Here is a 24,632-nt window from a genome sequence, read left to right as displayed (position 1 = left end):
CAGACAACCGAGAGTGCACATTCTCGACGCGACCCGACGCTACGATCAGGCGGCGAACTTGGCGAGCCGGTTCATCTCCTGGGTGACGAGCTCACGATACGGGCCCTCGTCCTGCATCAGCCGGTCAGGCGCGCCGTCCTCGATGATCCTGCCCGATCTCAGCACCACCACGCGGTCAAAGTTCCGCAAGGTCGCAAGGCGATGCGCGATCGCGATGACGGTGCGGCCGCGCATCAGACGACTCAACGCCTCACGGATGGCCTCCTCGGACTCGCTGTCGAGCGCGGCGGTGGCCTCGTCGAGCAGAAGGATCGGCGCATCCTTGAGGAAGGCGCGCGCGATCGCGATGCGCTGGCGCTGCCCGCCCGACAGCTTGACGCCGCGATCCCCGACCATCGTCTGCAATCCTTCCGGCAGCGTCTCGACGAAGTCGCAGCGCGCCGCGATCGCCGCCCGCAACACCTCGTCGTCGGTCGCACTCGGACGTCCGTAGCGAATATTCTCCAGAATGGAGCGATGAAACAGCGAGATGTCCTGCGGAACCACCGAGATCGCCTCGCGCAGGCTCTGCTGGGTGACCTTGGCGATGTCCTGGCCGTCGATCCTGATGTGCCCGGCTTGCGGATCATAGAACCGTTGCAGCAGCGTGAACAGGCTCGACTTGCCGCCGCCGGACTGCCCAACCAGGCCCACGCGCTGGCCTGGCTGCAGGCGCAGCGTGAAATTCTCGAACAGCTTGTGACCGCCAGGATAGTGGAAGGTGATGTTGTCGAAGGCGATGGCCGCACCGCTCTTGACCAGCGGCTCGGCCTGCGGGTCATCGCGCAGCTCGTGCGGCTGCAGCAGGGTCGCGATCGCCTCGCTCATGCGCGCCACGTGCTGGGTGACATCGACCAGCGCCACCGCCAGATCCCGCGTCGCGTTGAGAATGCAGAGGCCGAGCGTGCAGACCAGCACGACGTCGCCGGTCGTCGCCCCGCCCCGCTGCCACAGCGAGATCGCCCACGCCATGAGCGCGATCGTCAGCACGATCGTCACCGTCGCGTGCAGAATGCGCAGCTTTTCGAGGTAGCGGAGACTGCGCCCGCGTGCCTCCAACTCCCTGTCGACCGTCGCGTCGAACCGGTCGTGCTCGTGGCGCAGGCCGCAGAACGCGCGCACCAGCGGCATGTTCGAGATCACGTCGACCATCTCGCCGTCGACCATGGCCGCCTTGTCGGCGAAATCGTCATGCAGCGGCTTGCCGGCGGCCGCCAGACGGAACATCGCCGCCACCATCATCGCCGCGATCAGCAGCAGGCCGATGGCCATCGGGCCGCTCACGGTTCCGATCAGGCAGATCGCCGCGACGGTGGCGAGGCATGGCGGCAAGACGTTCCAGACGAACATGTTCTCCACGGTGAACACGGCGTTCGACGTCGCCGTGATGCGGCTCGACAGCATGCCGGGCAAACGGTCGCCGAAATAGCTCGGCGAATGCCCGGTGAGATGACGGAAGATGTCGCGCCGGAGATCTCCGGTGACACGGACGAAGGTGAAGCTCGCGATCCAGCTGGCGACACGCCAAAGAATGTTGTCGGTCGCGATCAGCGCCATCAGCAGCACGAACGCGGCCCAGACGTTGCCGCCGCCCGCAGGCCCTGCCGAGAGGCTGTCGACGAGGGATTTCACGCCATATTGCGTGCCTACCGAACAGGCAACCGCACCGATGACGGCCATCAGAATCACGAGGTGGGCGGTGGGGCGCTTGCGCAGATAGCGCATCACGAAGGGAAAGGGGCGGTGCGCGTAGCCAGAAAGCTGATCCATGGTCTTCCCGTTGATGAGCGAGGTCGTGGCGACACCTGATGCGGCCAGATGAACGACGAACGGTTTCTCGGGTTCCGTGCGCCTTCGCGGCGCAAACCTGCCCTCCGACGATGCCGCGGCAGCAGCGTTGGAGAGCGGGGATGGCATCAATGAGACGGCACGGAACACGTTGTGTCGAAGAAAGAGTGATCGCGTGAATGGAACTTCGCACATGCGACAACGTTCCCGCTGTGGCAGTGCCGGTGCCATTGGGGATTCATCCATGATCGGTCACGAACAGGAGACGATGAGATGCGCATTGCGCAAATAGCTCCATTGACGGAGGCCGTGCCTCCGAAGCTCTACGGCGGCACTGAGCGGGTCGTCCATTGGTTGACCGAAGAACTCGTTGCCCTCGGACACGACGTCACCCTGTTCGCCAGCGGAGATTCTCAGACCTCGGCGAAGCTCTCTCCGACATGGCCAAAAGCTCTGCGCCTCGACGGCTCGGTGAGGGATCCGAACGCGCTGCACATGGTGATGCTCGAAAACGTGCGGCAGCAATGCGACGACGAACAGTTCGACATTCTGCACTTCCACCTCGACTACTACCCGTTCTCCCTGTTCCACCGGCAACCCACACCGTTCCTGACCACCTTGCACGGCAGGCTCGATCTTCCGGAGCACCAGCCGGTGTTCTCGGTCTTCAAGGATGTTCCCGTCGTTTCGATCTCGGACTCGCAGCGCCGGCCGGTTCCGAATGCGAACTGGGTGCGCACCGTGCTGCATGGACTGCCCGCAACGCTCCTGGTGCCCAGGCCGGTGACGCCGAGCTATCTCGCCGTGCTCGGACGCATCGCCCCGGAAAAGGGTGTCGACCGTGCCATCAAGATCGCGATGCGCTGCGGGATTCCGCTGAAGATCGCGGCCAAGATCGATCGCGCCGACCAAGACTATTATGAGCAGACGATCCGTCCCTTGATTCACGGCAATCCGCTCGTCGAGTTCATCGGCGAGATCAGCGATCACGAGAAGCCGGAGTTCCTGTCCGGCGCGCTCGGCCTGCTGTTGCCGATCGATTGGCCGGAGCCGTTCGGCCTGGTGATGATCGAATCGATGGCCTGCGGCACGCCCGTGATCGCCTACAACCGCGGCTCGGTTCCCGAAGTGATCGACGACGGTGTGACCGGCTTCATCGTCGAGGACGAGCTCAGCGCGGTAGCGGCCGTCAGTCGCCTGCCCGAGCTGAGCCGCGCCCGCGTGCGCGCGCAGTTCGAGCGACGCTTCACCGCGCGCCGGATGGCGCTCGACTATCTCGCGGCCTATCGCCGCCTGATCGACATCGCTGCGCCGCGCATCCGGCTGGTCAGCAGCGCCGAGTAGCATGAGGAGGCCGGGCAAGTTCGGCGAGCCCGGCCTCCGCCTCATCTCAGGTGACGGCAGCCCGCTTCGGCTCGACGATCTCGAACATGCGCGGGAACTCGTCCATCAGCGACATCAGCTCGGCCAGCCGCATCGGATTGCCCGCGAAGCTGATCTTCCCGGCCGCGACCGCTTCCGGAAAGCTCGTGGCCTTGGCAATGACCGCATCGAGCGTCGAACGCGCCAGCGTGAACCCCGCATCGGCGGTCGACGCCTGCACGCCGACCGCATAGGTCAGCGCACAATTCTGCAAGGTGAGCACGAAGCGCTCGCCGGTGTCGGTGAACGTCCAGTTCAGCACGATATGCTTGCCTTCCGCCTTGGGCCCGTTCAGCCTGACCCCGAGCACGTCCCATAGCTGCTCGGTGCGCAGCGCCGCCAGCGTCTCGCGCGGCAGGCCGGGCCGGGCCGGAACCTCCGGCATACCCTGGCGCAGCTCTTGCGCGCCGAACAGATAGGCATTGCGCCAGGTCGCGCTCTCGGCGGCATAGCCGAGCTGCTCCAGCGTGTCGGCCAGCAGCGCGCGCGCCTCGGCATTGTCTGGCTCGGCGAAGACGAGATGACCCACGACCTGCGCGACGAAGCGGTATTCGCCGTTGGCAAAGTCCGCGCGCGCCCGCGCCAGCAGCGCCTCTGTCCCGCCCATATAGGCGACGTATTTCCGGCCGGCCTCGACCGGCGGCAGCGGATCGAGATTGACGGGATTGGCATCATACCAGCCGAGATATTTCTGGTAGATCGCCTTCACGTTGTGGCGGATGTGGCCGTAATAGCCGCGCGCATGCCATGCCCCTTCGAGGCTCCGGGGCAGCCTGATCTGCTCGGCGATCTCACTTGCGGTCAGGCCATGATTCATCAGCCGCACGGTCTGGTCGTGGGCAAATTTGTAGAGATCGCGCTGTTCGCGGATCATGCCGTCGACACGGCTCGCGCCCCATATCGGCCAATGATGCTGGCCGCACATCACCTCCGCCTTGCCGCCCCACAGTTGCAGCGCCTCGCTGAGATATTTCGACCACGCCAGCGCGTCGCGCACGTCGGCGCCGCGAAACGGCAGCAGGTTGTGGAAGTTGTGCGTGCAGTTCTCGGCGAGGTTCAACAGGCGATAGCGCGGCACGAAGAAATGCATCTCCGCCGGCGCCTCGCTGTTCGGCGCCATCTGGAATTCGAAGGTGAGACCGTCGATGACCCGGGTGTCCCCGGTCGCCATGATCAGGTCGGTCGGCCGCAGCAGCGCAACGGCTCCCGCCGCCATGGTCTTGCCGAGCCCACAATCGACATGGCCCTTCGGCCCCTTCGCGAGCAGCGGCCCGAACTGATATTGCGCCCGGCGCAGCATCGCAGGGCCGGCGATGATGTTCTCGGAGACCGCATGCTCGATGAACAGGTTCGGCGCGATCAGCGGCACGCGGCCGCTGGCCATCGCGTCGTCGTCGACCACGCCGCGCGCGCCGCCCCAATGATCGGTGTGGGTATGCGTGAACATCACCGCCGTGACCGGCCTGACGCCGCGGTGCTGGTAGTACAGCTCCAATGCGGCCTGCGCGCCCTCGATCGAGGTCAGCGTGTCGACCACGATCACGCCGGTGTCCCCCTCGATCAGCGTCATGTTGGCGATGTCGAGCCCACGCACCTGGTAGACGCCGGGCACGACCTCGAACAGGCCGTGATGCATGTTGAGCTTCGCCTGCCGCCACAGGCTGGGATTGACGGTCGGCGGCGCCTGCTCCGCGTCAAGGAAGTGGTAAGGCGCGAGGCTCCAGACGGTGCGCCCCTGCGCCGTCGTCACCTTGGCCTGATCGATCGTGCCGAGAAAGCCGCGGGCGGCATCATCGAAATCGGCGGTGTCGCCGAACGGCAGCGCCTCCAGCACGGCCTGCTGCGCTGCGCTCACGGCCGCGCTGGCCTCCTTCGGATCCTTGGTGCCATCTCCGCTGACCGGCGCGCTCATGACTGTTTCCTCCGCAACGACGTTGGCACGATGCTAGTGCGCGGGATCGCGGAGCGCAAATCGCGGGCCGCAGAACAGCCCCTCAGAGCACGTGATCGACGGCCTCGTCGATGGCGGCATAGACCGTCTCGACATCCCCGGCGGTGACGCAGTAAGGCGGCATGACGTAGATGGTGTGGCCAAGCGGACGCAGCAGGACGTCGCTGTCGCGGAAGAAGGCCTGCAGCTTCGGGCCGACCTCGGCGAGGTAGCCCGGCTCGTCGGCATGGAGATCGAGCGCGGTGATGGTACCGCAGCGCCGCAGGTCGGAAAATCGCTCGTCGTAACGCAGGCGGTCGAGGCAGCGCTCCTGCGCGGCCGCGACGGCGGCGACCCGGGCCCGCGTCTGCGGCTGCCGCCACAGCTCGAGATTGGCGCTCGCTGCCGCGCAGGCGATGGGATTGGCGGTGTAGGAACTGGAGTGAAAGAACGTGCAGGCGCGGTCGGTCGAATAGTGCGCCTCGTAGATAGCGGGACTGCACAGCGTGACCGCAAGCGGCATCGCGCCTCCAGTCAGTCCTTTGGCGTAGCAGGCGATATCGGGGGCGATGTCCGCCTGCTCGCAGGCGAACAACGTGCCGGTGCGGCCCCAGCCGGTCATCACCTCGTCGGCGATGAACAGCACGCCGAACGCCTTGCAGATCCGGTGCATCTCGCGCAGCACCTCGGCCGGATACATCAGCATGCCGCCAGCGCCGAGCACCAGGGGCTCGACGATGAAGGCGGCCGGCCGGTCCTTCTCGCAAATTGTAGCGAGCGCATCCAGAGTCGCCTGTTCCCGGCCCTGCACTGGAAACGGGACGACGGCGACGTCGAACAGCAGCGGCTCATAGGCCGCATTGAACACGCCGCGCGCGCCGACCGACATCGCGCCGATGGTGTCGCCGTGATAGGAATGCTGCATCACCGCGATGCGCGAGCGCGGCTCGCCGATGTTCTTGAAGTAGCCGAGCGCCATCTTCAGCGCGACCTCCACGCTGGTGGCGCCGCTGTCAGAGAAGAACACGTGCGTGAGGCTCGGCGGCACCAGCGCGAGCAGCCCGGCGGCCACCTGCTCGGCCGGCTCGTGGCTATGTCCGGCGAAGATGACCTGATCCAGCCGCTCGGCCTGGTCCTGGATCGCGCGCACGATATGCGGATGGCAATGGCCGTGCGTGACCACCCACCACGACGCGATCGCGTCGATGATCCGCCTGCCGTCGGCGGTGAAGAGATAGGCGCCCTCGCCGCGCGCGACCGCCGTCATCTCGGGCTGGAGCGCATGCCGCGTGAAGGGATGCCAGATCGGCGAGGTTGCCTTGCGCATCATGGTTCGAAATCCGTGCGCTGGAATTGGGTGGCGAACACGTGCTGCAGCGATCGCGCCGTCAGCGGCGTGACCCAGGGCAACCGGCCAAGGCGCCTCACCTCGCCGAGCCGGCAGATCGTATCTTCGTTGTCGTCGTGGCCGTCGCCGATGAAGGCGATGCCGAACACGTCGATGCCGCGACTGCGCAGCGCCGCCAGCGACAGCAGCGAGTGATTGATCGTGCCGAGACTGGTGCGCGCGCAGAGCACGACCGGGAGCTGCCATCGCGCGAAGACATCGAGATAGAGCGTTCCGGAATCGAGCGGCACCATGACGCCGCCGGCTCCCTCGATCACGACAGGGCGGCCGACGACCTGCGGAGGACGGAGGCGGAGCGGATCGATGCTGATGCCTGCGAGGCGCGCCGCGCGATCCGGCGAGGCCGGCTCGGCCAGCCGATAGGCTTCGGGCAGCACGCGGTCGTCGGCGAGCTCGGCGAGCCGCTGGACGCAGCAGGAGTCCGTCTCCTCGGCAAGGCCGGCCTGGACCGGCTTCCAATAGCAGGCCCCGAGCAGCGCCGTGAGGCCGGCGGCGAACACCGTCTTGCCGATCCCGGTGTCGGTCCCGGTGACCACGATGCGCAGCGTCATGGCCGCGGCCTTCCGATCTCATCGGCGAGCGCGTCGAGCAGCGCCGCGATGGCCGGCTCGTCGATGTTCAAGGTCAGCGACAGCCTGAGCCGCGCCGTGCCCGGCGGCACCGTCGGCGGGCGGATGCCGCGGACGTCGAAGCCCCGCGCCTGCAGCGCGGCAGCCAGGTTCATCGCGCGCGCATTGTCGCCGACGACGCAGGGAATGATCTGCGACGGCGACCAGCTTTCACCGAAGCGCGCGGCGATCGCGCCATGGGCGAAGGCAACGAGCTGCTCCAGCCTCCGCTGCCGCTCCGGCTCTTCCCGCAGGATCGCAAGCGCCTCCATCACCGCCACCGCCATCAGCGGCGACGGCGCCGTGCTGAAGACGAAGGGTCGGCAGCGATTGATCAGCGTGTCGCGCAGCACGCGGCTTGCGGTGACCAGCGCACCGGCTGCGCCCAATGCCTTGCCGCAGGTGTGAACGGTCACGACGCTCTCGCGTCCCTCGTAGGCTGCGGCCAGACCGCGGCCCTGCGCGCCGTGGACCCCGGTCGCATGGGCCTCGTCGATCAGCAGAAAGGCATCGTGGCGCTCGGCGATCGCGATCAAATCCGCCAGCGGCGCGAGATCGCCATCCATGCTGTAGAGGCTTTCGACGACGATCCAGGGCCGGCCCACCCCGCCGCCCCTGCGCCAGATCAGGATCGCGTCCTCGGCCGACTGGGCGTTGTTGTGGATGAACTGGCACGTCTCGGCACGGCCGGCGCGCGCGCCTTCATGGGTGCTGGCATGAACCAGCGCATCGAGCACCAGCAGGTCGTCGCGCTGCGGCAGCGTGGTGAGCACGGCGAAGTTCGCCATGTAGCCGGAGCCGAAGAACAGCGCGCTCTCGGCACCGAAGAAGCGCGCCGCGTCCGCCTCGAGCCGTTCGTGCTCCTCGCAATTGCCACGCAGCAGGCGCGAGCCGCCGGCGCCGACCGGCGTGCCGGCCTCCATGGCCGCGGCGACCGCGCGCTTCATCCGCGGAGCCTGTGCGAGACCGAGATAGTCGTTGGAGGAGAAATCGAGACCGGCCCGTGGACTGAGGCGCCGCAACCGGTCATCGGCCGCGAGTCTCTGCAGACCGTCGGAATAGATCGCCAATCTGTCGGGCGGCATGGGCATGGCTCCGCTCTCTTTCGGTCAGCCGCGGACGTGGACCGGCACGACAAGGCAGTTCCGTGGGCGCCGTCGCGCCGAGATCGCGCTGAGGGTTGAATCAGGCCGGGGACGAAGCCTCCGCGCCCTCGCCGGCGGCGATCGGCGCGCCCGGGCGCGCCGACAGCGACGATGTCATGCCGAGCCGCGCGAGCAGATCGGCGTCGCGGTCGCGTTGCGGATTGGCCGTGGTCAGCAGCACGTCGCCGATGAAGATGGAATTGGCGCCAGCGAGCAGGCACAGGGTCTGCAGCTCGTCGCTCATATATTGCCGGCCCGCGGACAGCCGCACCACGCTGGCCGGCATCATGATCCTGGACACCGCGATCAATCGCACGAGCGCAATCGGATCGGGCCGCGCGGCCGTAGCGTTGACCGGCACGCCCTTGACCTCGTTCCACATGTTGATCGGCACGCTGTCGGGATGCTCAGCGAGATTGGCCAGCAGCACCAGCATGCCGAGCCGATCATCGACCTCCTCGCCCATGCCGATGATGCCGCCGCAGCACACCTTGATGCCGGCCTGCCGCACATGCGCGAGCGTGTCGATGCGGTCCTGCAGCGTGCGCGTGGTGATGATGCGGTCGTAGAATTCGGGCGAGGTGTCGACATTGTGGTTGTAGAAGTCGAGCCCGGCCTCCCTCAGCCGCTGTGCCTGCGGCGGGGTCAGCATGCCCAGCGTGACGCAGGTCTCCATGCCCAGATCCTTCACTGCGCTGACCATGTCGCAGACCTGATCGAGGTCGCGGTCCTTCGGACTGCGCCAGGCGGCGGCCATGCAGAAGCGCTCGGCCCCGGCGGCCTTCGCGCGCCGCGCGGTGGCGACCACCTCGTCGCGGTCCATCAGCTTGGTCGCCTTGAGCCCGGTGTCGTAATGCGCGCTCTGCGAGCAGTAGCCGCAATCCTCCGGGCAGCCGCCGGTCTTGATGCTGAGCAGGCTCGCCGTCTCGACGCGGGTGGGATCGAACTGCCGGCGATGCGCCGACTGCGCCAGGAACATCAGGTCCGGAAATGACAGGCGATAGAGCGCCTCGGCCTCGTCTCTGGTCCAGTCATGACGGATGGCATTGCCAACCGCCATTCGATCAGGGCCCGCGCCGCTTTGATCCGCCATGCTCGCTCCACGCCAAATTATAGATTATCATAGACATTATCTATGATTTCTCTGTATTCGAGCACCGTATCGGACGAGAGCTTCCGCTGCATCGGTTTTTTCGATAGATAATCTATGACTATGCCGGACGAGAATCTCACCACCGCTCAGCGGATCGCCGAAGCGATCACCGATCGCATCGTCAGCGGTGCGCTGCCGCCCGACGCGCCGTTGCGGCAGGACCACGTCGCGCGCGAGTTCAACTCCAGCCACGTGCCGGTGCGCGAGGCATTTCGGCAGCTCGAGGCGCTCTATCTGGTGGTCGCGGCGCCGCGACGCGGCGTGCGGGTGGCGCCGCTGGATGCGAAGTCGACCAGGGAGATCGTCGAGATGCGCACAGCGCTCGAGGTGATCGCGCTGCGCAATGCCGCGCCGCGATATACGCCGGCGCATCTCGCCGCGATCGAGCTGGCGCTGATCGAGGCCGATAATGCCGAGACCATCCAGGAGTTCGAGACCGCAAACCGCGCCTTTCATCGCGCGCTGGTCGCGCCCTGCGCGATGCCGCGGCTGCTGGCGAGCCTCGACGGACTACGCCTCGCGAATTCGCGCCTCGTGCTGGCGATGGCCCGCAATGCCGGCTGGCGTCCGCGCACCAACCAGGATCACCGGCTGATCCTGCAGGCCCTGCGCGCCCGCCAGATCGGCCACGCCTGCGAGCTCCTGACGCGGCACAACCAGACGATCGAGCGGCTGGCAAGGCCGGGCGTGTAGCCGGCTTCAACCCGTTCCTTGCGACCGGGCGCATACCGCCATGCGCCCGCGACGGCTGGGGCGCTCGCCTGCTCCCGTGTACATGCTGATCCGGACGCGCCCCGCGAACCGAAGGTCTCCAAAGGTCTCCATGTCCAACCGCCACCACGCTTCGAGGCTCGCCGGCGACGGCACCGCCGACGGCCTACCGCCGGGCCAGCGTCCCTGGGCGATCGCGGCGATCTTCACCGCGCTGTCGATGGCCTCGCTCGACGTCGCCATCGCCAACATCGCGCTGCCGTCGATCTCGGCCGATCTCCACGTCTCCCCGGCCGAGGTGGTCTGGGTGGTCAACATCTACCAGATCGCGCTGGTGGCGACCTTGCTGCCGCTCGGCGCGCTCGGCGAGATCGTCGGCCATCAGCGCATCTATCTCGGCGGCCTCCTGCTGTTCACGCTGGCCTCGGTCGGCTGCGCGCTGGCGTGGTCGCTGCCGACCCTGGTCGTTGCCCGCGCGTTGCAGGGCCTCGGCGCCAGCGGCATCATGAGCGTCAACACCGCGCTGGTGCGCTACGTCTATCCTGGAAAAATGCTCGGCCGCGGCCTCGGCCACAATGCGCTCGTGGTCGGCATCTCCTTCACCTTCGGCCCGACCATTGCGTCCGCCATTCTCTCGCTCGGCTCCTGGCCTTGGCTGTTTGCGATCAACCTCCCCTTCGGCCTGATCGCCATCGCGATCGGCATGAAGATGCTGCCGCGCACGCCGCGCGCCGAGCATGGCTTCGACTTTCTCGGCGCCGGGCTCGCTGCGCTCTGCCTCGGCCTGTTCATCACCGGCATCGGCAGCGCCGCGCATGGCGCGACGCCGGCCATGGTGGTGGCAGAGCTTGTCGGCGCGCTCGTGCTCGGCGTCATCCTGACCCGCCGCCAGGCCGATCACCCGGCGCCGATGCTGCCGATCGATCTGTTCCGCCGCGGGGTTTTCGCGCTGTCGGCGGCGACCGCGGTTTGCTCCTTCTCGGTGCAGGGCCTCGGCTTCGTGTCGCTGCCGTTCTATTTCGAGGACATTCTCCAGCGTTCGCAGGTCGAGACCGGGTTCTTCATGACACCCTGGCCGCTCGCGGTCACGATCATGGCCCCGATCGCCGGGCGGCTGTCGGACCGTTTTCCCGCCGGCCTGCTCGGCGGCATCGGCCTGGTGATGCTCGGATCCGGCATGGCGCTGCTCGCCATGCTGCCCGAGAACCCGAGCATCGCCAACATCGTCTGGCGCATGCTGATCTGCGGCATCGGGTTCGGCTTCTTCCAGGCGCCGAACATGAAGGCCATCATGTCAAGCGCCCCGCCCCATCGCAGCGGCGGCGCCAGCGGCATCGTCGCCACGGCCCGGTTGACCGGTCAGACCACCGGCGCGGCGCTGGCCGCCTTGTGCTTCAGCCTTGCGGGGCACGACGGAGCCACCCTTGCCTTGGCCCTCGGCGCAGGTTTCGCCGCGCTGGGCAGCGTGATGAGCTTTCTGCGGCTTGCCGTAGCTCCGCCGCGCGGCCCATGAGCCGAAGCAACTACAACCCCGGCTCATCACAAATCTTCCCGCGCGGCAAACGCATATTCTTGATTTGAAGGATACAAACGTTCGCGCCACATTGCCGCCCTCTGTTCAACTGGCGAGTTGAACGAAAGGGATCTGCGATGGCAAACCTCACGATCAACGGACAATCCTATACTCTGGACGTCGAGCCCGACACGCCGCTGCTGTGGGCGATCCGCGAGAATGCCGGACTGACCGGCACCAAATATGGCTGCGGCATTGCACAATGCGGCGCCTGCACCGTGCATCTCGACGGCGCGGCCGTGCGCTCCTGTGGCGTCACCGTCTCCGAGGCCCAGGGCAAGCAGATCACCACCATCGAGGGGCTCGCGAGCGACAACGGGCTGCACAAGGTGCAGCAGGCCTGGGTGGAGAACGACGTTCCGCAATGCGGCTACTGCCAGAGCGGCATGATCATGGCCGTCGCGGCACTGCTCAAGGACAATCCGAAGCCGAGCGATCAGGACATCAACGACGCCATCACCAACATCTGCCGCTGTGGAACCTTCGCGCAGGTGCGCGAGGCGATCCACGCCGCGGCCAACGCCTGAGGAGGACGGCATGAACCAGCATGTGACGCCGCGCCTCGACCGCCGGTCCTTCGTCATCGGCACCGCCGCACTCGGCGGCGGCCTCGCCCTCGGCCTCGATATCCCCTTCGGCGGCCCGCAGGTGGTGCGCGCAGCCGATGGCTCACCCGAGGTCAATGCATGGGTCGTCGTCCGGCCCGACGACACCGTGGTGATCCGCATCGCCCGCTCGGAAATGGGCCAGGGCTCGCTGACCGGGCTCGCCCAGCTCGTCGCGGAGGAGCTTGCCTGCGACTGGAGCAAGGTCACGACCGAATATCCGACGCCCGGCCAGAACGTCGCCCGCAAGCGCGTGTGGGGCGATTTCTCCACCGGCGGCAGCCGCGGCATCCGCTCGTCGCAGGACTACGTCCGCAAGGGCGGTGCCGCCGCGCGCATGATGCTGATCCAGGCGGCCGCCGACGAATGGAAGGTTCCGGCGGCCGAATGCACCGCCGCCAACAGCGTCATCACCCACAAGGCGTCGGGCCGCACGACGACCTACGGCAAGGTGGCGGAAGCCGCCGCGAAGCTGACGCCGCCTGCCGACGTCAAGCTGAAGGATCCGAAGGACTGGACCCTGATCGGCAAGGGCGTGAGACGGCTCGACACCGCCGACAAGGTCACCGGCGCGATGATCTACGGCGCCGACATGAAGCTGCCGAACATGCTCAACGCCGCGATCAAGGACTGTCCGGTCACCGGCGGCAAGCTGAAGAGCTATGACGAGGCCAAGATCGCCGGCATGAAGGGCGTCAAGAAGGTGGTCGCGATCGATGGCACCGCCGTGGCCGTGGTCGCCGACACCTGGTGGCACGCGAAGACGGCGCTCGATGCGCTGCCGATCGTGTGGGACGAAGGCGAGAACGCCAAGGTCTCCTCGGCCTCGATCGCCAAATGGCTCGCGGAAGGATTGGAGTCCGGCCCCGCCTTTGTCGGCAACGAGAACGGCGACGCCAAGGCGGCGCTGGCGAGCGCCGTCAGGAAGGTCGAGGCCGTCTACAACTATCCCTATCAGAACCACGCCACGATGGAGCCGATGAACGCCACGGCGCTCTACACGCCCGAGCGATGCGAGGTGTGGTGCGGCACGCAGAACGGCGAGGCGGCGTTCGCCGCGGTTCTGGAAGCCTCAGGGCTGCCCGCCGACAAATGCGAGGTGCACAAGCTGATCCTCGGCGGCGGCTTCGGCCGGCGCGGCCAGACCGACTATGTCCGCCAGGCGGTGAAGATCGCCAAGGAGATGCCGGGCACGCCGATCAAGCTGTTGTGGTCGCGCGAGGAGGACATGACCCATGGCCGCTATCACCCGATCACGCAGTGCAAGCTGACCGGCGGCTTCGACGCCGACAACAATCTGACGGCACTGCACATGCGCATCTCCGGCCAGTCGATCCTGTTCAGCCTGCGGCCCGACGCGCTGGTCAACGGCAAGGACCCCGCGACCTTCCAGGGGCTCGCACCATCGGGCGAAGCCACGATCGGCTACTCCGTGCCGAATTTGCTGATCGAACACGCGATGCGCAACCCGCACATCAATCCGGGCTTCTGGCGCGGCGTCAACGTGAACCAGAACGCGATCTATCTCGAATGCTTCATGGACGAGCTCGCCGATGCGGCCGGCCAGGATCCGCTGGACTTCCGCCGCAAGCTGATGGCCGATCATCCCAAGCATCTCGCGGTGCTCAACGCTGTCGCGGAGAAGATCGGCTGGGGCACGCCGGCGCCGGACGGCGTGTCCCGTGGCCTCGCTCAACTGCACGGCTATGGCAGCTACGTCGCGGGTGCTGCCGAGATCTCGGTGATCGACGGCAGAAAGATCAAGATCCACCGCATCGTCGCCTCGACCGATCCCGGCTACGTCGTCAACCCGGCGCAGGTGGAGCGGCAGATCGCCGGCTCGTTCGTCTACGGCCTCTCGGCGCTGTTCTACGGCGGCTGCACCGTGAAGGACGGACGGATCGTCGAGACCAACTTCGACAGCTACAACTCGATGCGCATCGCCGAGATGCCGAAGGTGGAAGCGATCATGATCCCGAGCGGCGGCTTCTGGGGCGGCGTCGGCGAGCCGACCATCGGCGTCGCCGCACCCGCCGTGCTGAATGCGTATTTTGCCGCCACCGGGAAGCGCATCCGCTCGTTGCCACTGCGCGACCAGAACATCACCTTCGCATGACCCGCGTGGCGGCGGCCGTTGGGACCAATGGCCGCCGCCGTGCTATTGCAATGATGATGACGATGTCCCGGCAGCGCACGCGCAGAGAGGTCGGCGGCCTGATCGCGGCGTCAGTTGCCATGATCGCCGCCCCTGCCGTGCTGCGCGCACAAGCGATGGCGCGCGTCGTCGTGATCGGCGGCGGCTTCGGCGGCGCCAGTTGCGCCCGCGCGCTGCGCCAAGCCGATGGCAAGCTCGACGTCACCCTGGTCGAGGCCAACACGACCTTCACGGCGTGTCCGCTCAGCAACGAGGTCATCGCTAGCCTGCGCGATATCAGTGCCCAGCAGTTCGGCTATGACAAGATCGCAGCCGAAGGCGTGAGCATTGTGCTGCGGGCGGCCACGGCGGTCGATGCGCCCGCCCACAAGGTCACGTTCGCCGACGGCAGCGCGCTGGCCTATGACCGCCTCGTGCTGGCGCCCGGCATCGACCTCGATTTCACGGCCCTGCAAGGCTACGACGAGGCCGCCTCCGCGGTCATGCCGCACGCCTACAAGGCCGGCGAGCAGACGCTGCTGCTGCGGACGCAGATCGAGGCGATGCCGGATGGCGGCACCGTCGCGATCGCCGTCCCGGCCAATCCGTCGCGCTGTCCGCCCGCGCCTTACGAACGCGCCAGCCTGATCGCGCATTATCTCAAGGCGCACAAGCCGAAGTCGAAGGTGCTGATCCTCGATGCCAAGGACAGCTTCTCGCAGCAGAAGCTGTTCGAGCAGGCGTGGCAGCAGCTCTACCCCGGCATGATCGAGCGCATTCCGCTGTCGCAGGGCGGCCGCGTCACCGGCGTCGAGATCGCCACGCGTACCGTCGTCACCGAGTTCGGCAATTACAATCCCGATGTGACCAACATCATCCCGCCGCAGAAGGCCGGCCGCATTGCCGCCCTCGCCGGCGCGGCCGACCGCACCGGCTGGTGCCCGATCGATGCCGCGACCTTCGCCTCGAAGCTCGTCCCCGACGTCCATGTCATCGGCGACGCCTGTCTCGGCGGCGGCATCCCGAAATCGGCCGGCGCCGCCCAGGCGCAGGGCAAGGCGTGCGCGGCCGTGATCGTGCGCGATCTGACGGGACGGCGGTCGGAGCCGCCGACGCTGACCGGCATCTGTTACAGCATCGTCGCGCCGGACGACGCGTTCTCGCTCGCCGGCATCTACCAGCCCAAGGGAGACATCTTCGCCGAGATCGAGGGCGGACGGGCCAGCCCGGTCGACGCATCGCGCGAGACGCGCGCGCGTGAGGCCGCCGCGGCGACGGCCTGGTTCAAGGCGCTGACCCACGATGCCTTCGGCTAGCCTTGTCATCGCCGCGCTCGTGGCCGCCCTGCCCGCCGCTGTCGCGGCGCAGACACTCGCGCCCGCTACGATCACCGGCGACGGCATCGCCTCGTCCCTCACCGGACGGCCCGGCGACGCCACCCGCGGCCGCGCACTCGTCGTCGCGCGCAGCTCGACCTGCATCCTCTGTCACTCCGGCCCGTTTCCGGAAGCGCACTTCCAGGGCGATCTCGCACCCAGCCTTGCCGGGGCCGGCAGCCGTTCGACGATCCCGCAGCTCCGCTTGCGGCTGGTCGATGCCTCCAGGCTCAATCCGGAAACGATCATGCCGTCCTATTATCGCATTGACGGGCTGACGCGCGTCGGTTCCGCCTGGCGCGGCAAGCCGATCCTGTCGGCAGAGCAGATCGAAGACATCGTCGCCTATCTCGCGACCTTGCGCGAGTGAGCCCATATGACCGGCATGTTCGAACCGTCCCACATGTCCCGCCGCCACCTGCTGCAACTGGCGGGAACGCTGACCGCCGCGGGCGCACTGCCGCTGATCACGGTCCGGCCTGCGCAGGCGACCCCGGCGATGCTGGCGTCCGCGATCCGCAACCTCGTCGGCGAGGCAAAGGTGAACGCCGGCAAGATCCGACTCGACATCCCGCCGCTGGTCGAGAACGGCAACACCGTGCCGATGACCGTCAGCGTCGATCACCCGATGACGCCTGACGATTTCGTCAAGAGCATCCACGTCTTCAACGAGAAGAACCCGCAGCCCAACGTCGCCAGCTTTCACCTGACAGCCAGCGCCGGCCGCGCCCAGGTCACGACGCGCATCCGGCTCGCCGACACCCAGAAGGTCGTGGCGATCGCAAAGCTCTCCGACGGCTCGTTCTGGTCGGCGAGCGTCGACGTCATCGTGACCTTGGCCGCCTGCACCGAGGAGATGCCGTGATGCCTGCCGCCCTCGTCAACGTTCCCGCCAAGGCCAAGCGCGGCGCCGTCATCGAGATCAAGACACTGATGAGCCACGTCATGGAGCCGGGCTATCGCCATACGGCCGCAGGCGAAGCCATCCCGCGCGACATCATCACCAGCTTCACCTGCCGCTTCAACGGCACCGAGATCTTTCGCGCCGACCTCTATCCGGCCATCGCCGCCAATCCGTTCCTGTCGTTCTTCACCACGGCTACCGAGAGCGGCCGCTTCGAGTTCGAATGGATCGGCGACAACGGGTTCGTCGCCACCACCGCCGCCGCGATCACGATCGAATGATGCGGTCTGCGTTTCTCACTGTCGTCACGGCAATCGTCGTGACCTTGCCCGTGCTTGCCGGCGAGATCGCAGAGTCCGAGCGCCGCTCCGGCTATGACTTCATGTCGTCGGACACCAGGGCGATGCAGGACGACGACACCGCCAATCCGGCGATGCTGTCGGTGCTCGACGGTGAGGCGCTGTGGACGACGAAGGCAGGCACGGCCAACAAGGCGTGCGGCGATTGTCATGGCCCGGTCGATGTCAGCATGAAGGGCGTCGCCGCGCGCTATCCCGCCTTCAATGCCACCAGCGGTGCGCCGGTCGATCTCGGCCAGCGCGTCAATCTCTGCCGCAAACAGCATCAGGAGGCAGCGCCGTTCGCAGCAGAGAGCCGCGAGCTGCTGGCACTGACGGCGCTGATCGCGAAGCAATCGCGCGGGATGCCGATCACCGCTGGCGACGATCCGCGGCTCAAGCCCTTCATCGCGCGCGGTCGCGAGCTGTTTTTTCAGCGGCAGGGCCAGCTCAATCTCGCCTGCACCAATTGTCACGATGACAATTGGAGCAAGCATCTCGCCGGCTCCGCGATCACGCAGGGACAGCCGACGGGCTATCCGATCTACCGGCTGGAATGGCAAGGCATGGGCTCGCTGCAGCGCCGCCTGCGCGGCTGCATGACCGGGGTGCGCGCCCAGGCCTACGATTTCGACGCCCCCGACATGATCGCGCTGGAGCTGTATCTGATGTCCCGGGCGCAAGGGATGCCGGTGGAGGCGCCGGCGGTGCGGCCGTGAGCGGGCAAGGTCTCGCGAGCTATCAGGCAAGTCGTTCGAGCTTGCAGAACGCCGCTTACGAACGAGCCGTGCCATGGGTTACGCGTCGTGGCCGGCCATGACGGCATGGAGACCCCCGGCGACCCAATATGCTCAAGATCCTGCCTTCCGTCCCTTTCTCACCCCTGCCGCCGTCGGATCGATCGCGGCGAGAGGTCCGTCCGAGGCCTGCTTCATCAGGGGATCGGCGGCGATGAAGTCGATGAAGGTACGGACCTTGGCGGAGAGATATTTTCGGCTGGGATAGACCGCCATCAGCGGCGCTTTGATCGTCAGCATCTCCGGCAGCACCGTCTCGAGCCGGCCGCTGGCGAGGTCGTCGGCCATCAGCCAGCGCGGCAGCACCGCCATGCCCATGCCGGCGACAGCGGCGTGATGCAGGAGCGTCTCGTTGCCGCTGATCAGCACCTCGTTGAAGTTGACCGTCACCTCGCCCTCTCCGGTCGGCAGGATCATGGCCCGCAGCGGGTACAACGCGTATTTCAGCATTGCATGGCCATTGAGATCGGCCACCGCCTTCGGCCGCCCGGCGGCGGCGAGATAGCTCGGCGCGGCGACGAGCTGCATCAGCACCGGCGACAGCGGCCGCGCGATCAGCCCATCGCCGGGCGTGGCCGAGACGCGCAGCGCCAGATCAAACCCCTCGTCGACGAGATTGACCAGGCGTCCGCTGAGATCGAGATCGATCACCACGTCCGGATAGCGCGCGCGGTACGCTGCGAGCGTGCCGGCAAACAGCGGATTGGCGAACCATACCGGCGCGCTGACCTTTAGGGTGCCGCGCGGGATCACGGTCGCCTTGCTGACGACGGCCTCGACCTCGTCGAGAGACTCCAGCATCGGCCGCACCTGGTCGAAATAGACTTGGCCGGCCTCGGTCAGGCCGACACGCCGGCTGGTGCGGTTGAGCAGCCGGGTCGAGAGCCGCTGCTCCAGCTGCATGACATGCTTGGAGGCCATCGCCGGCGAAAGCCCCAGGCGATCGGCGGCGGCCGCGAAGCTCTTGAGCTCCGCGACCTGGCAGAACACCCGAATACTGACCAACGTATCCACTTATCATCAACCAATAGAAAATGATGACTTAACGAAAAGCATAATGATCAAACCAGAAGAAATTATCAATGTCGGGCACGTTTTCATTTGGAGCTCCGACCATGTCCAGCACCGCATCGACCACCGATCTCAGCCCACTCCAGCCCCCGCTGGCGCTGCGCATCGGCCTGTGGGTCGCCCAGACCCTGCTCTTCGCCCTGTTCTGCTTCGCCGGCGTCACCAAGGTCTTCACCCCGATCAAGGAACTCGCCCAGATGATGCCGTGGACCGGCGAATATTCGGTGGCCTTCGTCCGCACCATCGGCCTGATCGATCTGGCTGGCGGGCTCGGCATCCTGTTGCCGTCGCTGACCCGCATCATGCCGCGCCTGACCGTGCTGGCCGCAATCGGCTGTGCCACGCTGCAGGTGTTCGCGTTCGCCTTCCACATCTCCCGCGGCGAAGCGGCGGTCACGCCCCTGAACATCCTGCTGCTGGCGCTGTCGCTGTTCGTGCTGTGGGGCCGCAACGGCAAGGCGCCGATCGCGCCGCGCGGCTGATCCGAGCATCGCCGGCGCTGGCCATCCAGCGCCGGCGCATCGCGTGCTTTGAAGGAAGCCATGATGAGCGAACCGATCCCTGACGTGTCGCGCCGCGGCTTTCTCGCTGGCGCGACAGCCCTCGGCGCCCCAGCCCCCGCCGTCCCGGCCGTCGCCCAGCATCGCGCCGGCATTGTCGTGCTGATCGACCGCAACGACCCCCATGTGATGGGTCACGCCATCAGCTATTCCGGCAATCTGACGCGGCATTTCGGCAGTCTCGGACAGACCCCCGCGATCGAGGTCGTCGCCAACGGCACCGGCATCGACGTATTTCGCGCCGACAAATCACCGCTCAAGGAGCCGCTCGCGGCGCTGCGGCAGATGTATCCGCATATCGGCTTCAGCATGTGCGCCTCGTCGAAGTCGATCGCGGAGAGCAAGGAGAACCTCACGATCCAGCTGATCGACGGCGCCAGGCTGGTGCCGTTCGGCATCGGCCGCGTCGTCGAGCTGCAGCGCAAAGGCTGGGCCTACGTCCATGGCTGAGGTTTTGAGCGCGCCCGCACGGCGCGATCTGCTGCTGGCGGCGGCCAGCCTGCTGCTGCTGACAAGCAGGCCTGCTTGCGCCGGCGCACAGGACCCGAGCCCGCCGGTGTTCCGCAGCGGCCGCACCCAGTTCATCGTCGAGCGGCCGCGCCGGGCGCTGCCGCCGTTGAAGCTGCAGGACATGGGCGGCAAGGACGTGACGCTCGCGCCCAAGCCCGGCCATGTCACGCTGGTCAATCTCTGGGCGAGCTGGTGCGCGGCGTGCAAGGTCGACCTGCCGACTTTGGCCGGGCTGGAGCGGATGCGGATTCCGGCGCTCGACGTCTGGACCATCTGCACCGACCGGCGCGACATCAAAAGCATCCGCCGCTATGCCGAGGCGATCGCGATGCCCCGCGCCTCCTACGCCGATCCGCATGCGCAAGCGACCAATCCGGCCAATGCCGATGCCTCGATCTTCGCGACGCCGGCGATGCCGATCACCTATCTGATCGGCACGACGGGATTGATCGAAGGCTATGTCACCGGGGCGGCCGAATGGCTGTCCGAGCCGGGCCAGGCGCTGCTGCGCTATTATCTCGATCAGCCGGGCGCGTGAAAATCATCACCGGCGGCCATGCCGCCGGTTGTCGTTCTCGTTGAAAAGATACCTATTCTGCCGGCGCCGCATGCACGTCGGCATGCGCCAGGTAGCTCTCGGACATGCCGAGCCGCCCCAGTGCAAACAATCCGCCTGCGACCACGAAATAGGCCAGCGCCACCGCCGGCGTGACGCCGAAGCCGCCACCGATGCCGACGGCCTCGCCATGCATGAAGCCGAAATAGGTCATGACGGCACCGGCAAGCGCGAAGGCCGCCGCCTTGGTGAAGTCGCGCTCGATCACGAACACGCCGATCGCGCCGAGCACGAGGCCGGCGAGGATCGAGCCCCCGCCCATCACTTCGAGCCCGTGATACAGCACGCCTTGCTGCGGCAGCGCCGCGATCGCAGCGGTCTTGACCGCATCGACCTTGTCGGCTGCGAGGCCGCCGACGCTCTGCGCCGCGGCCACCGTCGAGGCCAGCATGGTGTCGATCTGCAGCTTGGCCCAGGCGGCGAGATGCGGCGTGAAGGCGAGCACGATCGCCGGCGCGTGCTTGACCGGCGTGGTCTGGAACGCCTGCGCGCCGATCAGCATGCCGATGTACAGCAGGATCGGCGAGATCGCGACCACCGGCACCAGCGCCAGCAGCACCGAGATGATGCCGAGCCAGGACAGCACGATCACCATTAGCCCGGTCGCCGCGGAGTAGCCGATGCGGCCGCCCATCGCCTTCCAGCCGGGATGGCCGATATAGACGGCGTTGATGAAGGGGTTGCCCATCATGCAGCCGATCAGGCTGACGACGCCGTCGGCTGTCAGCACCCGCGTGGTCGGATATTCGTCGCCCGCGGCTTCCGCGCTCTCGACATTGTCCATCGCCTCGACGAGGTCGTAGATGCCGAACGGGATCGCGGTTACCAGGATCACGCCGAGATATTCGAAGCCGGAGAACACCGTGCCGAACGCCGGCAGCGGCACCGAGAAGCCGAAGCTCGCAAAGGCGTCCCCGACGCCCTTGACGCTGAGCCCGCCGAGACCGAGGCCCAACAGGTTCGAGCCCCAGGCGATGATCATGCCGACCGCGATCGCCACGAGGCCGGCCGGCAGCCCCTTCGGATATTTCACCCCGCCGAACCAGCTCACCAGAATGATCGCGAAGCACACCAGGCCGATCTGCGGCGTCATGTACATCTCGAGCGCCGGCCGCATCGAGATGAAGGTGACCGAGACGCCGGCCAGCGTGCCGAGCAGCGCCGCGCGCGGCGTGATCTTGCGGATATAGGGCGCGACGAAGCCGCCGATCATCAGGATGAAGCTCTGGAAGAACACCCAGACGAGGCCGGCCGACCAGCCCTTCAGCGGATCGCCGGTCTTGAGCGTGATCGGCAGCATGATCACGAAGGTCACGATGAACATGTGCGGGACACTGACGCCCGAGGGCAGCGCGCAGACGTCGCTGCGTCCGGTCTTCTGCGCCAGGCGATAGGCAAGGAAGGCGTAGTACAGGGTCGACAGGCACATCATGAGGCCGAGCGCCGGCAGGATGCGGCCGAACACCAGGCTGTCCGGCATCTTCAGCACGAAGCGCAACAGTCCGGTGAGGACGAGCATGTTGACGAGGATGTTGGTGCCGAAACCGAAGAACGCGTTCCAGTCTCCGGGTGTCCAGAGCACCGGCTTGAAATCCGCTCTTACCGAGCTTGCCGTCCCGCTTCCGCTCATCGCCTTGCTCCCCTGTTGCTTGCAGCGACTACATGACCGAACTCATTCGTCTCGACTCGTCTCTCGGTTCATCTCTCAGTTCATGGCCTTCAGAACCGCGGCGGAGTCAGCGACCCAGCCGAAGATGCCGCCCTGGGCCTTGATCATCTTCAGGCCCATCTCGTGGAATTCCGGGAAGTAGGACGCGCAGCCGTCGGAGATGACGACGCAGCGATAGCCCCGGTCATTGGCCTCGCGCACGGTGGTGTTGACGCAGACCTCGGTGGTGACGCCGCACACCAGCAGGTTTTCGACGCCGTGATGCTTCAGCACGTCACCGAGTTCGGTGGCGTAGAAGGCGCCCTTCCCCGGCTTGTCGATCACGACCTCGCCGTCGACAGGATAGAGCGCGGGAATGATGTCGTGGCCGGCCTCGCCGCGGATGAGGATGCGCCCCATCGGACCGGGATCGCCGATGCGAAGCGACGGCGCGCCGCGCTCGACCTTGGCCGGCGGCGCGTCGGAGAGATCAGGCGCGTGCCCCTCGCGCGTATGGATCACCAGCATGCCGCTCTTGCGCGCCGCCGCCAGCACGTTGGCGATCGGCGCGACGGCGCGTGCAAGCTGCGAGACGTCGTTGCCCAGCGTCTCGCCGAACCCGCCCGGCTCCATGAAGTCGCGCTGCATGTCGATGATGACCAGCGCGGTCTTGAAGAGATCGAGCGTGATCGGCTCCGGCTCGGCCGTGATCGTAGCGGTTGCCGATGCAGATGAGTTCGCCATACCAGCCGCTTGCCTCTCCACGAGAATGCCTCGCAACAGACGAAGCAAGCGCTATGCCATTGTGTACAATCCAGCGGAGCGCGACGGCCCTGGCGAAGGACGAACTAATTCAAGGGGTTGAGAAGCGCGCGGGCAATGCCCGGTCGCTGAGCAGGTTTGTTTGCAGCGATCGCAGCTCATTTCATGAGCGGCCATTGCATGCAACGATCACCCTGCTGCATCCCCGTGCGCCAAGGGAAGCCAGTGAATTGAGGAGAGTCTCAACTGCGCGAGCTTGCCCACCGATCGCGCCAAACCGCACGGTGTCGTCCCGGGCTTGACCCCATGGGCGTTCGCCGGGACGACGGCGGTGGTTGTGGCGTGAGCTCAGCGTCCCACGACGATCACGACGCCTGCCGCGCCGCCGGCTTGCGCTCGACCGGGTGGATGTCGATGCCGCGCAGCCGTCCCAGCCGCAGCACGTCCATCGCGACGGTACGGCCGATGCGGTCGCGGTCGAGCACGCGGATCAGGTCGTCGACGCCGTTGATGTCGACACCGTCGAGCTTGATCACGACGTCGCCAGGAAACAGGCCGGCGCGGGCCGCGGGCCCGTCCGGCTCGATCTGCATCAACAGCGCGCCCATCTTGTTCTCGACGCCGGCCAGCAACGCATGTCGCCGCGGCACCGGCGCGGTCTGCCCGGACACGCCGATATAGGCGCGGCGGACGTAGCCGTGGCGGATGATCTCCGACAGCACGAACTGCGCGGTGTTGCTGGCGACGGCAAAGCAGATGCCCTGCGCGCCCTGGATGATGGCGGTGTTGATGCCGATCACCTCGGCGGCCGACGACACCAGCGCCCCGCCGGAATTGCCCGGGTTGAGCGCCGCATCGGTCTGGATGACGTCCTCGATCATGCGGCCCGAGACCGAGCGGATCGAGCGGCCGAGCGCCGAGACCACGCCAGCCGTCACCGTGGATTCGAAGCCGAGCGGATTGCCGATCGCGACCACGAGCTGGCCGCGGCGCAGGCTCTTGGAGTTGCCGAGCGCGGCGTAGCGCAGGTCGCGCGCGTGATTGGCGCGCAGCAAGGCGAGATCGGTGTCGGGATCGACGCCGAGCACCTGAGCGTCGGCGACGACGCCCTCGACGTCGCGCAGCCGGATGCTCTTGGAGGAGCCGACGACATGGCTGTTGGTCAGCACGAGACCGTCGGGCGAGATCACGATGCCCGAGCCGAGCCCGCCGCGCTCGGCGCGGGAGCCGGCGGTCGACCCAGCCCTGGGGCCGGTTTCGACGCGCACGACCGCAGGGCCGACCCGCTCGGTGACGTCGATGACGGCATTGGAATAGGCGTCCAGCAGCGCGCGGTCGTCGGCCGGCGCAGCATCAGACGCGCGCGCCGGCGACAGCGCATCGCCGGCGAGATCGGAGGTAAAGTCCAACATGGCAAGATTTCCTTCGCCCGGTCAGATGGGTAGCAGCCGCCCCCCGCGCAAGGTGGCGATCCGGCGGCGCCGTTCCGCGCCGTCCTTGGCGAGACTCACGCGCGCTGTGATAGGACTACGGC

At 66.9% G+C, this 24,632-nt stretch carries 23 protein-coding genes; 13 read left to right on the top strand and 10 right to left on the bottom strand.

Annotation, left to right across the window (positions count from 1 at the left end):
- Positions 1–45: 45 nt before the first annotated feature.
- On the bottom strand, positions 46–1,809 hold the full coding sequence (locus tag QW887_RS11205; protein ID WP_316164324.1) for an ABC transporter ATP-binding protein: 1,764 nt from the start codon (positions 1,807–1,809) through the stop codon (positions 46–48).
- 291 nt (positions 1,810–2,100) lie between these two features.
- Here QW887_RS11205 and QW887_RS11200 point away from each other — a divergent pair, with 291 nt between their 5' ends.
- Positions 2,101–3,171, top strand: coding sequence for a glycosyltransferase family 4 protein (locus QW887_RS11200; RefSeq protein WP_315715691.1), 1,071 nt, complete (start codon positions 2,101–2,103; stop codon positions 3,169–3,171).
- 46 nt (positions 3,172–3,217) lie between these two features.
- Here the strand turns inward: QW887_RS11200 and QW887_RS11195 are convergent, their stop codons facing one another.
- From QW887_RS11195 to bioB, 5 genes are all read right to left on the bottom strand, one after another.
- Positions 3,218–5,161: an alkyl/aryl-sulfatase gene (locus tag QW887_RS11195; RefSeq protein ID WP_315715690.1), complete on the bottom strand. Its 1,944-nt coding sequence runs from the start codon at positions 5,159–5,161 to the stop codon at positions 3,218–3,220.
- Positions 5,162–5,243: 82 nt separating this feature from the next.
- On the bottom strand, positions 5,244–6,509 hold the full coding sequence (locus tag QW887_RS11190) for an adenosylmethionine--8-amino-7-oxononanoate transaminase (protein ID WP_316194536.1): 1,266 nt from the start codon (positions 6,507–6,509) through the stop codon (positions 5,244–5,246).
- Entirely contained in the window at positions 6,506–7,138 is a 633-nt protein-coding gene (bioD, locus tag QW887_RS11185) for a dethiobiotin synthase (protein WP_315715687.1), read from the bottom strand. The genes QW887_RS11190 and bioD overlap by 4 nt, the downstream gene beginning before the upstream one ends.
- Positions 7,135–8,280, bottom strand: a complete 1,146-nt coding sequence (locus QW887_RS11180) for an 8-amino-7-oxononanoate synthase (protein WP_315715815.1) — start codon at positions 8,278–8,280, stop codon at positions 7,135–7,137. The genes bioD and QW887_RS11180 overlap by 4 nt, the downstream gene beginning before the upstream one ends.
- 100 nt (positions 8,281–8,380) lie before the next feature.
- Entirely contained in the window at positions 8,381–9,433 is a 1,053-nt protein-coding gene (gene bioB / locus QW887_RS11175) for a biotin synthase BioB (RefSeq protein WP_409977927.1), read from the bottom strand.
- A 120-nt stretch (positions 9,434–9,553) separates the two neighbouring features.
- Between bioB and QW887_RS11170 the strand changes: the two genes are divergently transcribed.
- From QW887_RS11170 to soxA, 9 genes are all read left to right on the top strand, one after another.
- Entirely contained in the window at positions 9,554–10,186 is a 633-nt protein-coding gene (locus QW887_RS11170; protein ID WP_315715813.1) for a GntR family transcriptional regulator, read from the top strand.
- Positions 10,187–10,316: 130 nt separating this feature from the next.
- Positions 10,317–11,717, top strand: coding sequence for an MFS transporter (locus tag QW887_RS11165; RefSeq protein WP_315715686.1), 1,401 nt, complete (start codon positions 10,317–10,319; stop codon positions 11,715–11,717).
- Positions 11,718–11,854: 137 nt separating this feature from the next.
- Positions 11,855–12,304, top strand: coding sequence for a (2Fe-2S)-binding protein (locus tag QW887_RS11160; RefSeq protein ID WP_315715685.1), 450 nt, complete (start codon positions 11,855–11,857; stop codon positions 12,302–12,304).
- Positions 12,305–12,314: 10 nt separating this feature from the next.
- Positions 12,315–14,498, top strand: a complete 2,184-nt coding sequence (locus QW887_RS11155) for a xanthine dehydrogenase family protein molybdopterin-binding subunit (protein ID WP_315715684.1) — start codon at positions 12,315–12,317, stop codon at positions 14,496–14,498.
- A 56-nt stretch (positions 14,499–14,554) separates the two neighbouring features.
- Positions 14,555–15,832, top strand: a complete 1,278-nt coding sequence (locus QW887_RS11150; protein ID WP_315715812.1) for an NAD(P)/FAD-dependent oxidoreductase — start codon at positions 14,555–14,557, stop codon at positions 15,830–15,832.
- Positions 15,819–16,262, top strand: coding sequence for a sulfur oxidation c-type cytochrome SoxX (gene soxX / locus QW887_RS11145; protein WP_315715683.1), 444 nt, complete (start codon positions 15,819–15,821; stop codon positions 16,260–16,262). Before QW887_RS11150 ends, soxX begins: the two co-directional genes overlap by 14 nt.
- A 6-nt stretch (positions 16,263–16,268) precedes the next feature.
- Positions 16,269–16,757 (top strand): SoxY-related AACIE arm protein, encoded by a 489-nt coding sequence (locus QW887_RS11140; RefSeq protein ID WP_315715682.1) that lies wholly within the window; start codon positions 16,269–16,271, stop codon positions 16,755–16,757.
- Entirely contained in the window at positions 16,757–17,077 is a 321-nt protein-coding gene (gene soxZ / locus QW887_RS11135; protein WP_315715681.1) for a thiosulfate oxidation carrier complex protein SoxZ, read from the top strand. Before QW887_RS11140 ends, soxZ begins: the two co-directional genes overlap by 1 nt.
- A complete protein-coding gene (soxA, locus tag QW887_RS11130) occupies positions 17,077–17,853 on the top strand; it encodes a sulfur oxidation c-type cytochrome SoxA (RefSeq protein ID WP_409977928.1) in 777 nt (258 codons plus the stop codon). Before soxZ ends, soxA begins: the two co-directional genes overlap by 1 nt.
- A 132-nt stretch (positions 17,854–17,985) precedes the next feature.
- Here soxA and QW887_RS11125 read toward each other — a convergent pair whose 3' ends face one another.
- Positions 17,986–18,945, bottom strand: coding sequence for a LysR family transcriptional regulator (locus QW887_RS11125; protein ID WP_316174693.1), 960 nt, complete (start codon positions 18,943–18,945; stop codon positions 17,986–17,988).
- 101 nt (positions 18,946–19,046) lie between these two features.
- On the opposite strand from QW887_RS11125, the gene QW887_RS11120 reads away from it, so the two are divergent.
- The 3 genes from QW887_RS11120 to QW887_RS11110 all read left to right on the top strand — a co-directional run bounded on the left by QW887_RS11120 (position 19,047) and on the right by QW887_RS11110 (position 20,610).
- A complete protein-coding gene (locus QW887_RS11120; protein ID WP_315715678.1) occupies positions 19,047–19,484 on the top strand; it encodes a DoxX family protein in 438 nt (145 codons plus the stop codon).
- A 63-nt stretch (positions 19,485–19,547) separates the two neighbouring features.
- The gene (locus QW887_RS11115) at positions 19,548–20,012 is read left to right on the top strand and encodes a hypothetical protein (protein ID WP_315715677.1); all 465 of its coding nucleotides are present in this window, start codon (positions 19,548–19,550) and stop codon (positions 20,010–20,012) included.
- Between the two features lie 106 nt (positions 20,013–20,118).
- Positions 20,119–20,610: a TlpA disulfide reductase family protein gene (locus QW887_RS11110; RefSeq protein WP_315715811.1), complete on the top strand. Its 492-nt coding sequence runs from the start codon at positions 20,119–20,121 to the stop codon at positions 20,608–20,610.
- 52 nt (positions 20,611–20,662) lie between these two features.
- On the opposite strand, the gene QW887_RS11105 is transcribed toward QW887_RS11110, so the two are convergent.
- The 3 genes from QW887_RS11105 to QW887_RS11095 form a co-directional block, all read right to left on the bottom strand.
- On the bottom strand, positions 20,663–22,318 hold the full coding sequence (locus tag QW887_RS11105; RefSeq protein WP_316194535.1) for a regulator: 1,656 nt from the start codon (positions 22,316–22,318) through the stop codon (positions 20,663–20,665).
- Between the two features lie 75 nt (positions 22,319–22,393).
- On the bottom strand, positions 22,394–23,080 hold the full coding sequence (locus QW887_RS11100) for an isochorismatase family cysteine hydrolase (protein ID WP_315715675.1): 687 nt from the start codon (positions 23,078–23,080) through the stop codon (positions 22,394–22,396).
- A 383-nt stretch (positions 23,081–23,463) separates the two neighbouring features.
- Positions 23,464–24,510, bottom strand: coding sequence for a S1C family serine protease (locus tag QW887_RS11095; RefSeq protein ID WP_315715674.1), 1,047 nt, complete (start codon positions 24,508–24,510; stop codon positions 23,464–23,466).
- Between the last annotated feature and the right edge of the window lie 122 nt (positions 24,511–24,632).

This window comes from Bradyrhizobium sp. SZCCHNRI3052 (genome assembly GCF_032484895.1).
GTDB lineage: Bacteria > Pseudomonadota > Alphaproteobacteria > Rhizobiales > Xanthobacteraceae > Bradyrhizobium.
The sequence above is the reverse complement of the archived record's forward strand: the minus strand, read 5'-3'. Positions and strand labels throughout refer to the sequence as shown.

Coding starts and splice junctions, on each gene's coding strand:
- QW887_RS11205 (WP_316164324.1), bottom strand. CDS start 1,809: ATGGATCAGCTTTCTGGCTACGCGCACCGCCCCTTTCCCTTCGTGATG.
- QW887_RS11200 (WP_315715691.1), top strand. CDS start 2,101: ATGCGCATTGCGCAAATAGCTCCATTGACGGAGGCCGTGCCTCCGAAG.
- QW887_RS11195 (WP_315715690.1), bottom strand. CDS start 5,161: ATGAGCGCGCCGGTCAGCGGAGATGGCACCAAGGATCCGAAGGAGGCC.
- QW887_RS11190 (WP_316194536.1), bottom strand. CDS start 6,509: ATGATGCGCAAGGCAACCTCGCCGATCTGGCATCCCTTCACGCGGCAT.
- bioD (WP_315715687.1), bottom strand. CDS start 7,138: ATGACGCTGCGCATCGTGGTCACCGGGACCGACACCGGGATCGGCAAG.
- QW887_RS11180 (WP_315715815.1), bottom strand. CDS start 8,280: ATGCCGCCCGACAGATTGGCGATCTATTCCGACGGTCTGCAGAGACTC.
- bioB (WP_409977927.1), bottom strand. CDS start 9,433: ATGGCGGATCAAAGCGGCGCGGGCCCTGATCGAATGGCGGTTGGCAAT.
- QW887_RS11170 (WP_315715813.1), top strand. CDS start 9,554: ATGCCGGACGAGAATCTCACCACCGCTCAGCGGATCGCCGAAGCGATC.
- QW887_RS11165 (WP_315715686.1), top strand. CDS start 10,317: ATGTCCAACCGCCACCACGCTTCGAGGCTCGCCGGCGACGGCACCGCC.
- QW887_RS11160 (WP_315715685.1), top strand. CDS start 11,855: ATGGCAAACCTCACGATCAACGGACAATCCTATACTCTGGACGTCGAG.
- QW887_RS11155 (WP_315715684.1), top strand. CDS start 12,315: ATGAACCAGCATGTGACGCCGCGCCTCGACCGCCGGTCCTTCGTCATC.
- QW887_RS11150 (WP_315715812.1), top strand. CDS start 14,555: ATGACGATGTCCCGGCAGCGCACGCGCAGAGAGGTCGGCGGCCTGATC.
- soxX (WP_315715683.1), top strand. CDS start 15,819: ATGCCTTCGGCTAGCCTTGTCATCGCCGCGCTCGTGGCCGCCCTGCCC.
- QW887_RS11140 (WP_315715682.1), top strand. CDS start 16,269: ATGACCGGCATGTTCGAACCGTCCCACATGTCCCGCCGCCACCTGCTG.
- soxZ (WP_315715681.1), top strand. CDS start 16,757: ATGCCTGCCGCCCTCGTCAACGTTCCCGCCAAGGCCAAGCGCGGCGCC.
- soxA (WP_409977928.1), top strand. CDS start 17,077: ATGCGGTCTGCGTTTCTCACTGTCGTCACGGCAATCGTCGTGACCTTG.
- QW887_RS11120 (WP_315715678.1), top strand. CDS start 19,047: ATGTCCAGCACCGCATCGACCACCGATCTCAGCCCACTCCAGCCCCCG.
- QW887_RS11115 (WP_315715677.1), top strand. CDS start 19,548: ATGAGCGAACCGATCCCTGACGTGTCGCGCCGCGGCTTTCTCGCTGGC.
- QW887_RS11105 (WP_316194535.1), bottom strand. CDS start 22,318: ATGAGCGGAAGCGGGACGGCAAGCTCGGTAAGAGCGGATTTCAAGCCG.
- QW887_RS11100 (WP_315715675.1), bottom strand. CDS start 23,080: ATGGCGAACTCATCTGCATCGGCAACCGCTACGATCACGGCCGAGCCG.
- QW887_RS11095 (WP_315715674.1), bottom strand. CDS start 24,510: ATGTTGGACTTTACCTCCGATCTCGCCGGCGATGCGCTGTCGCCGGCG.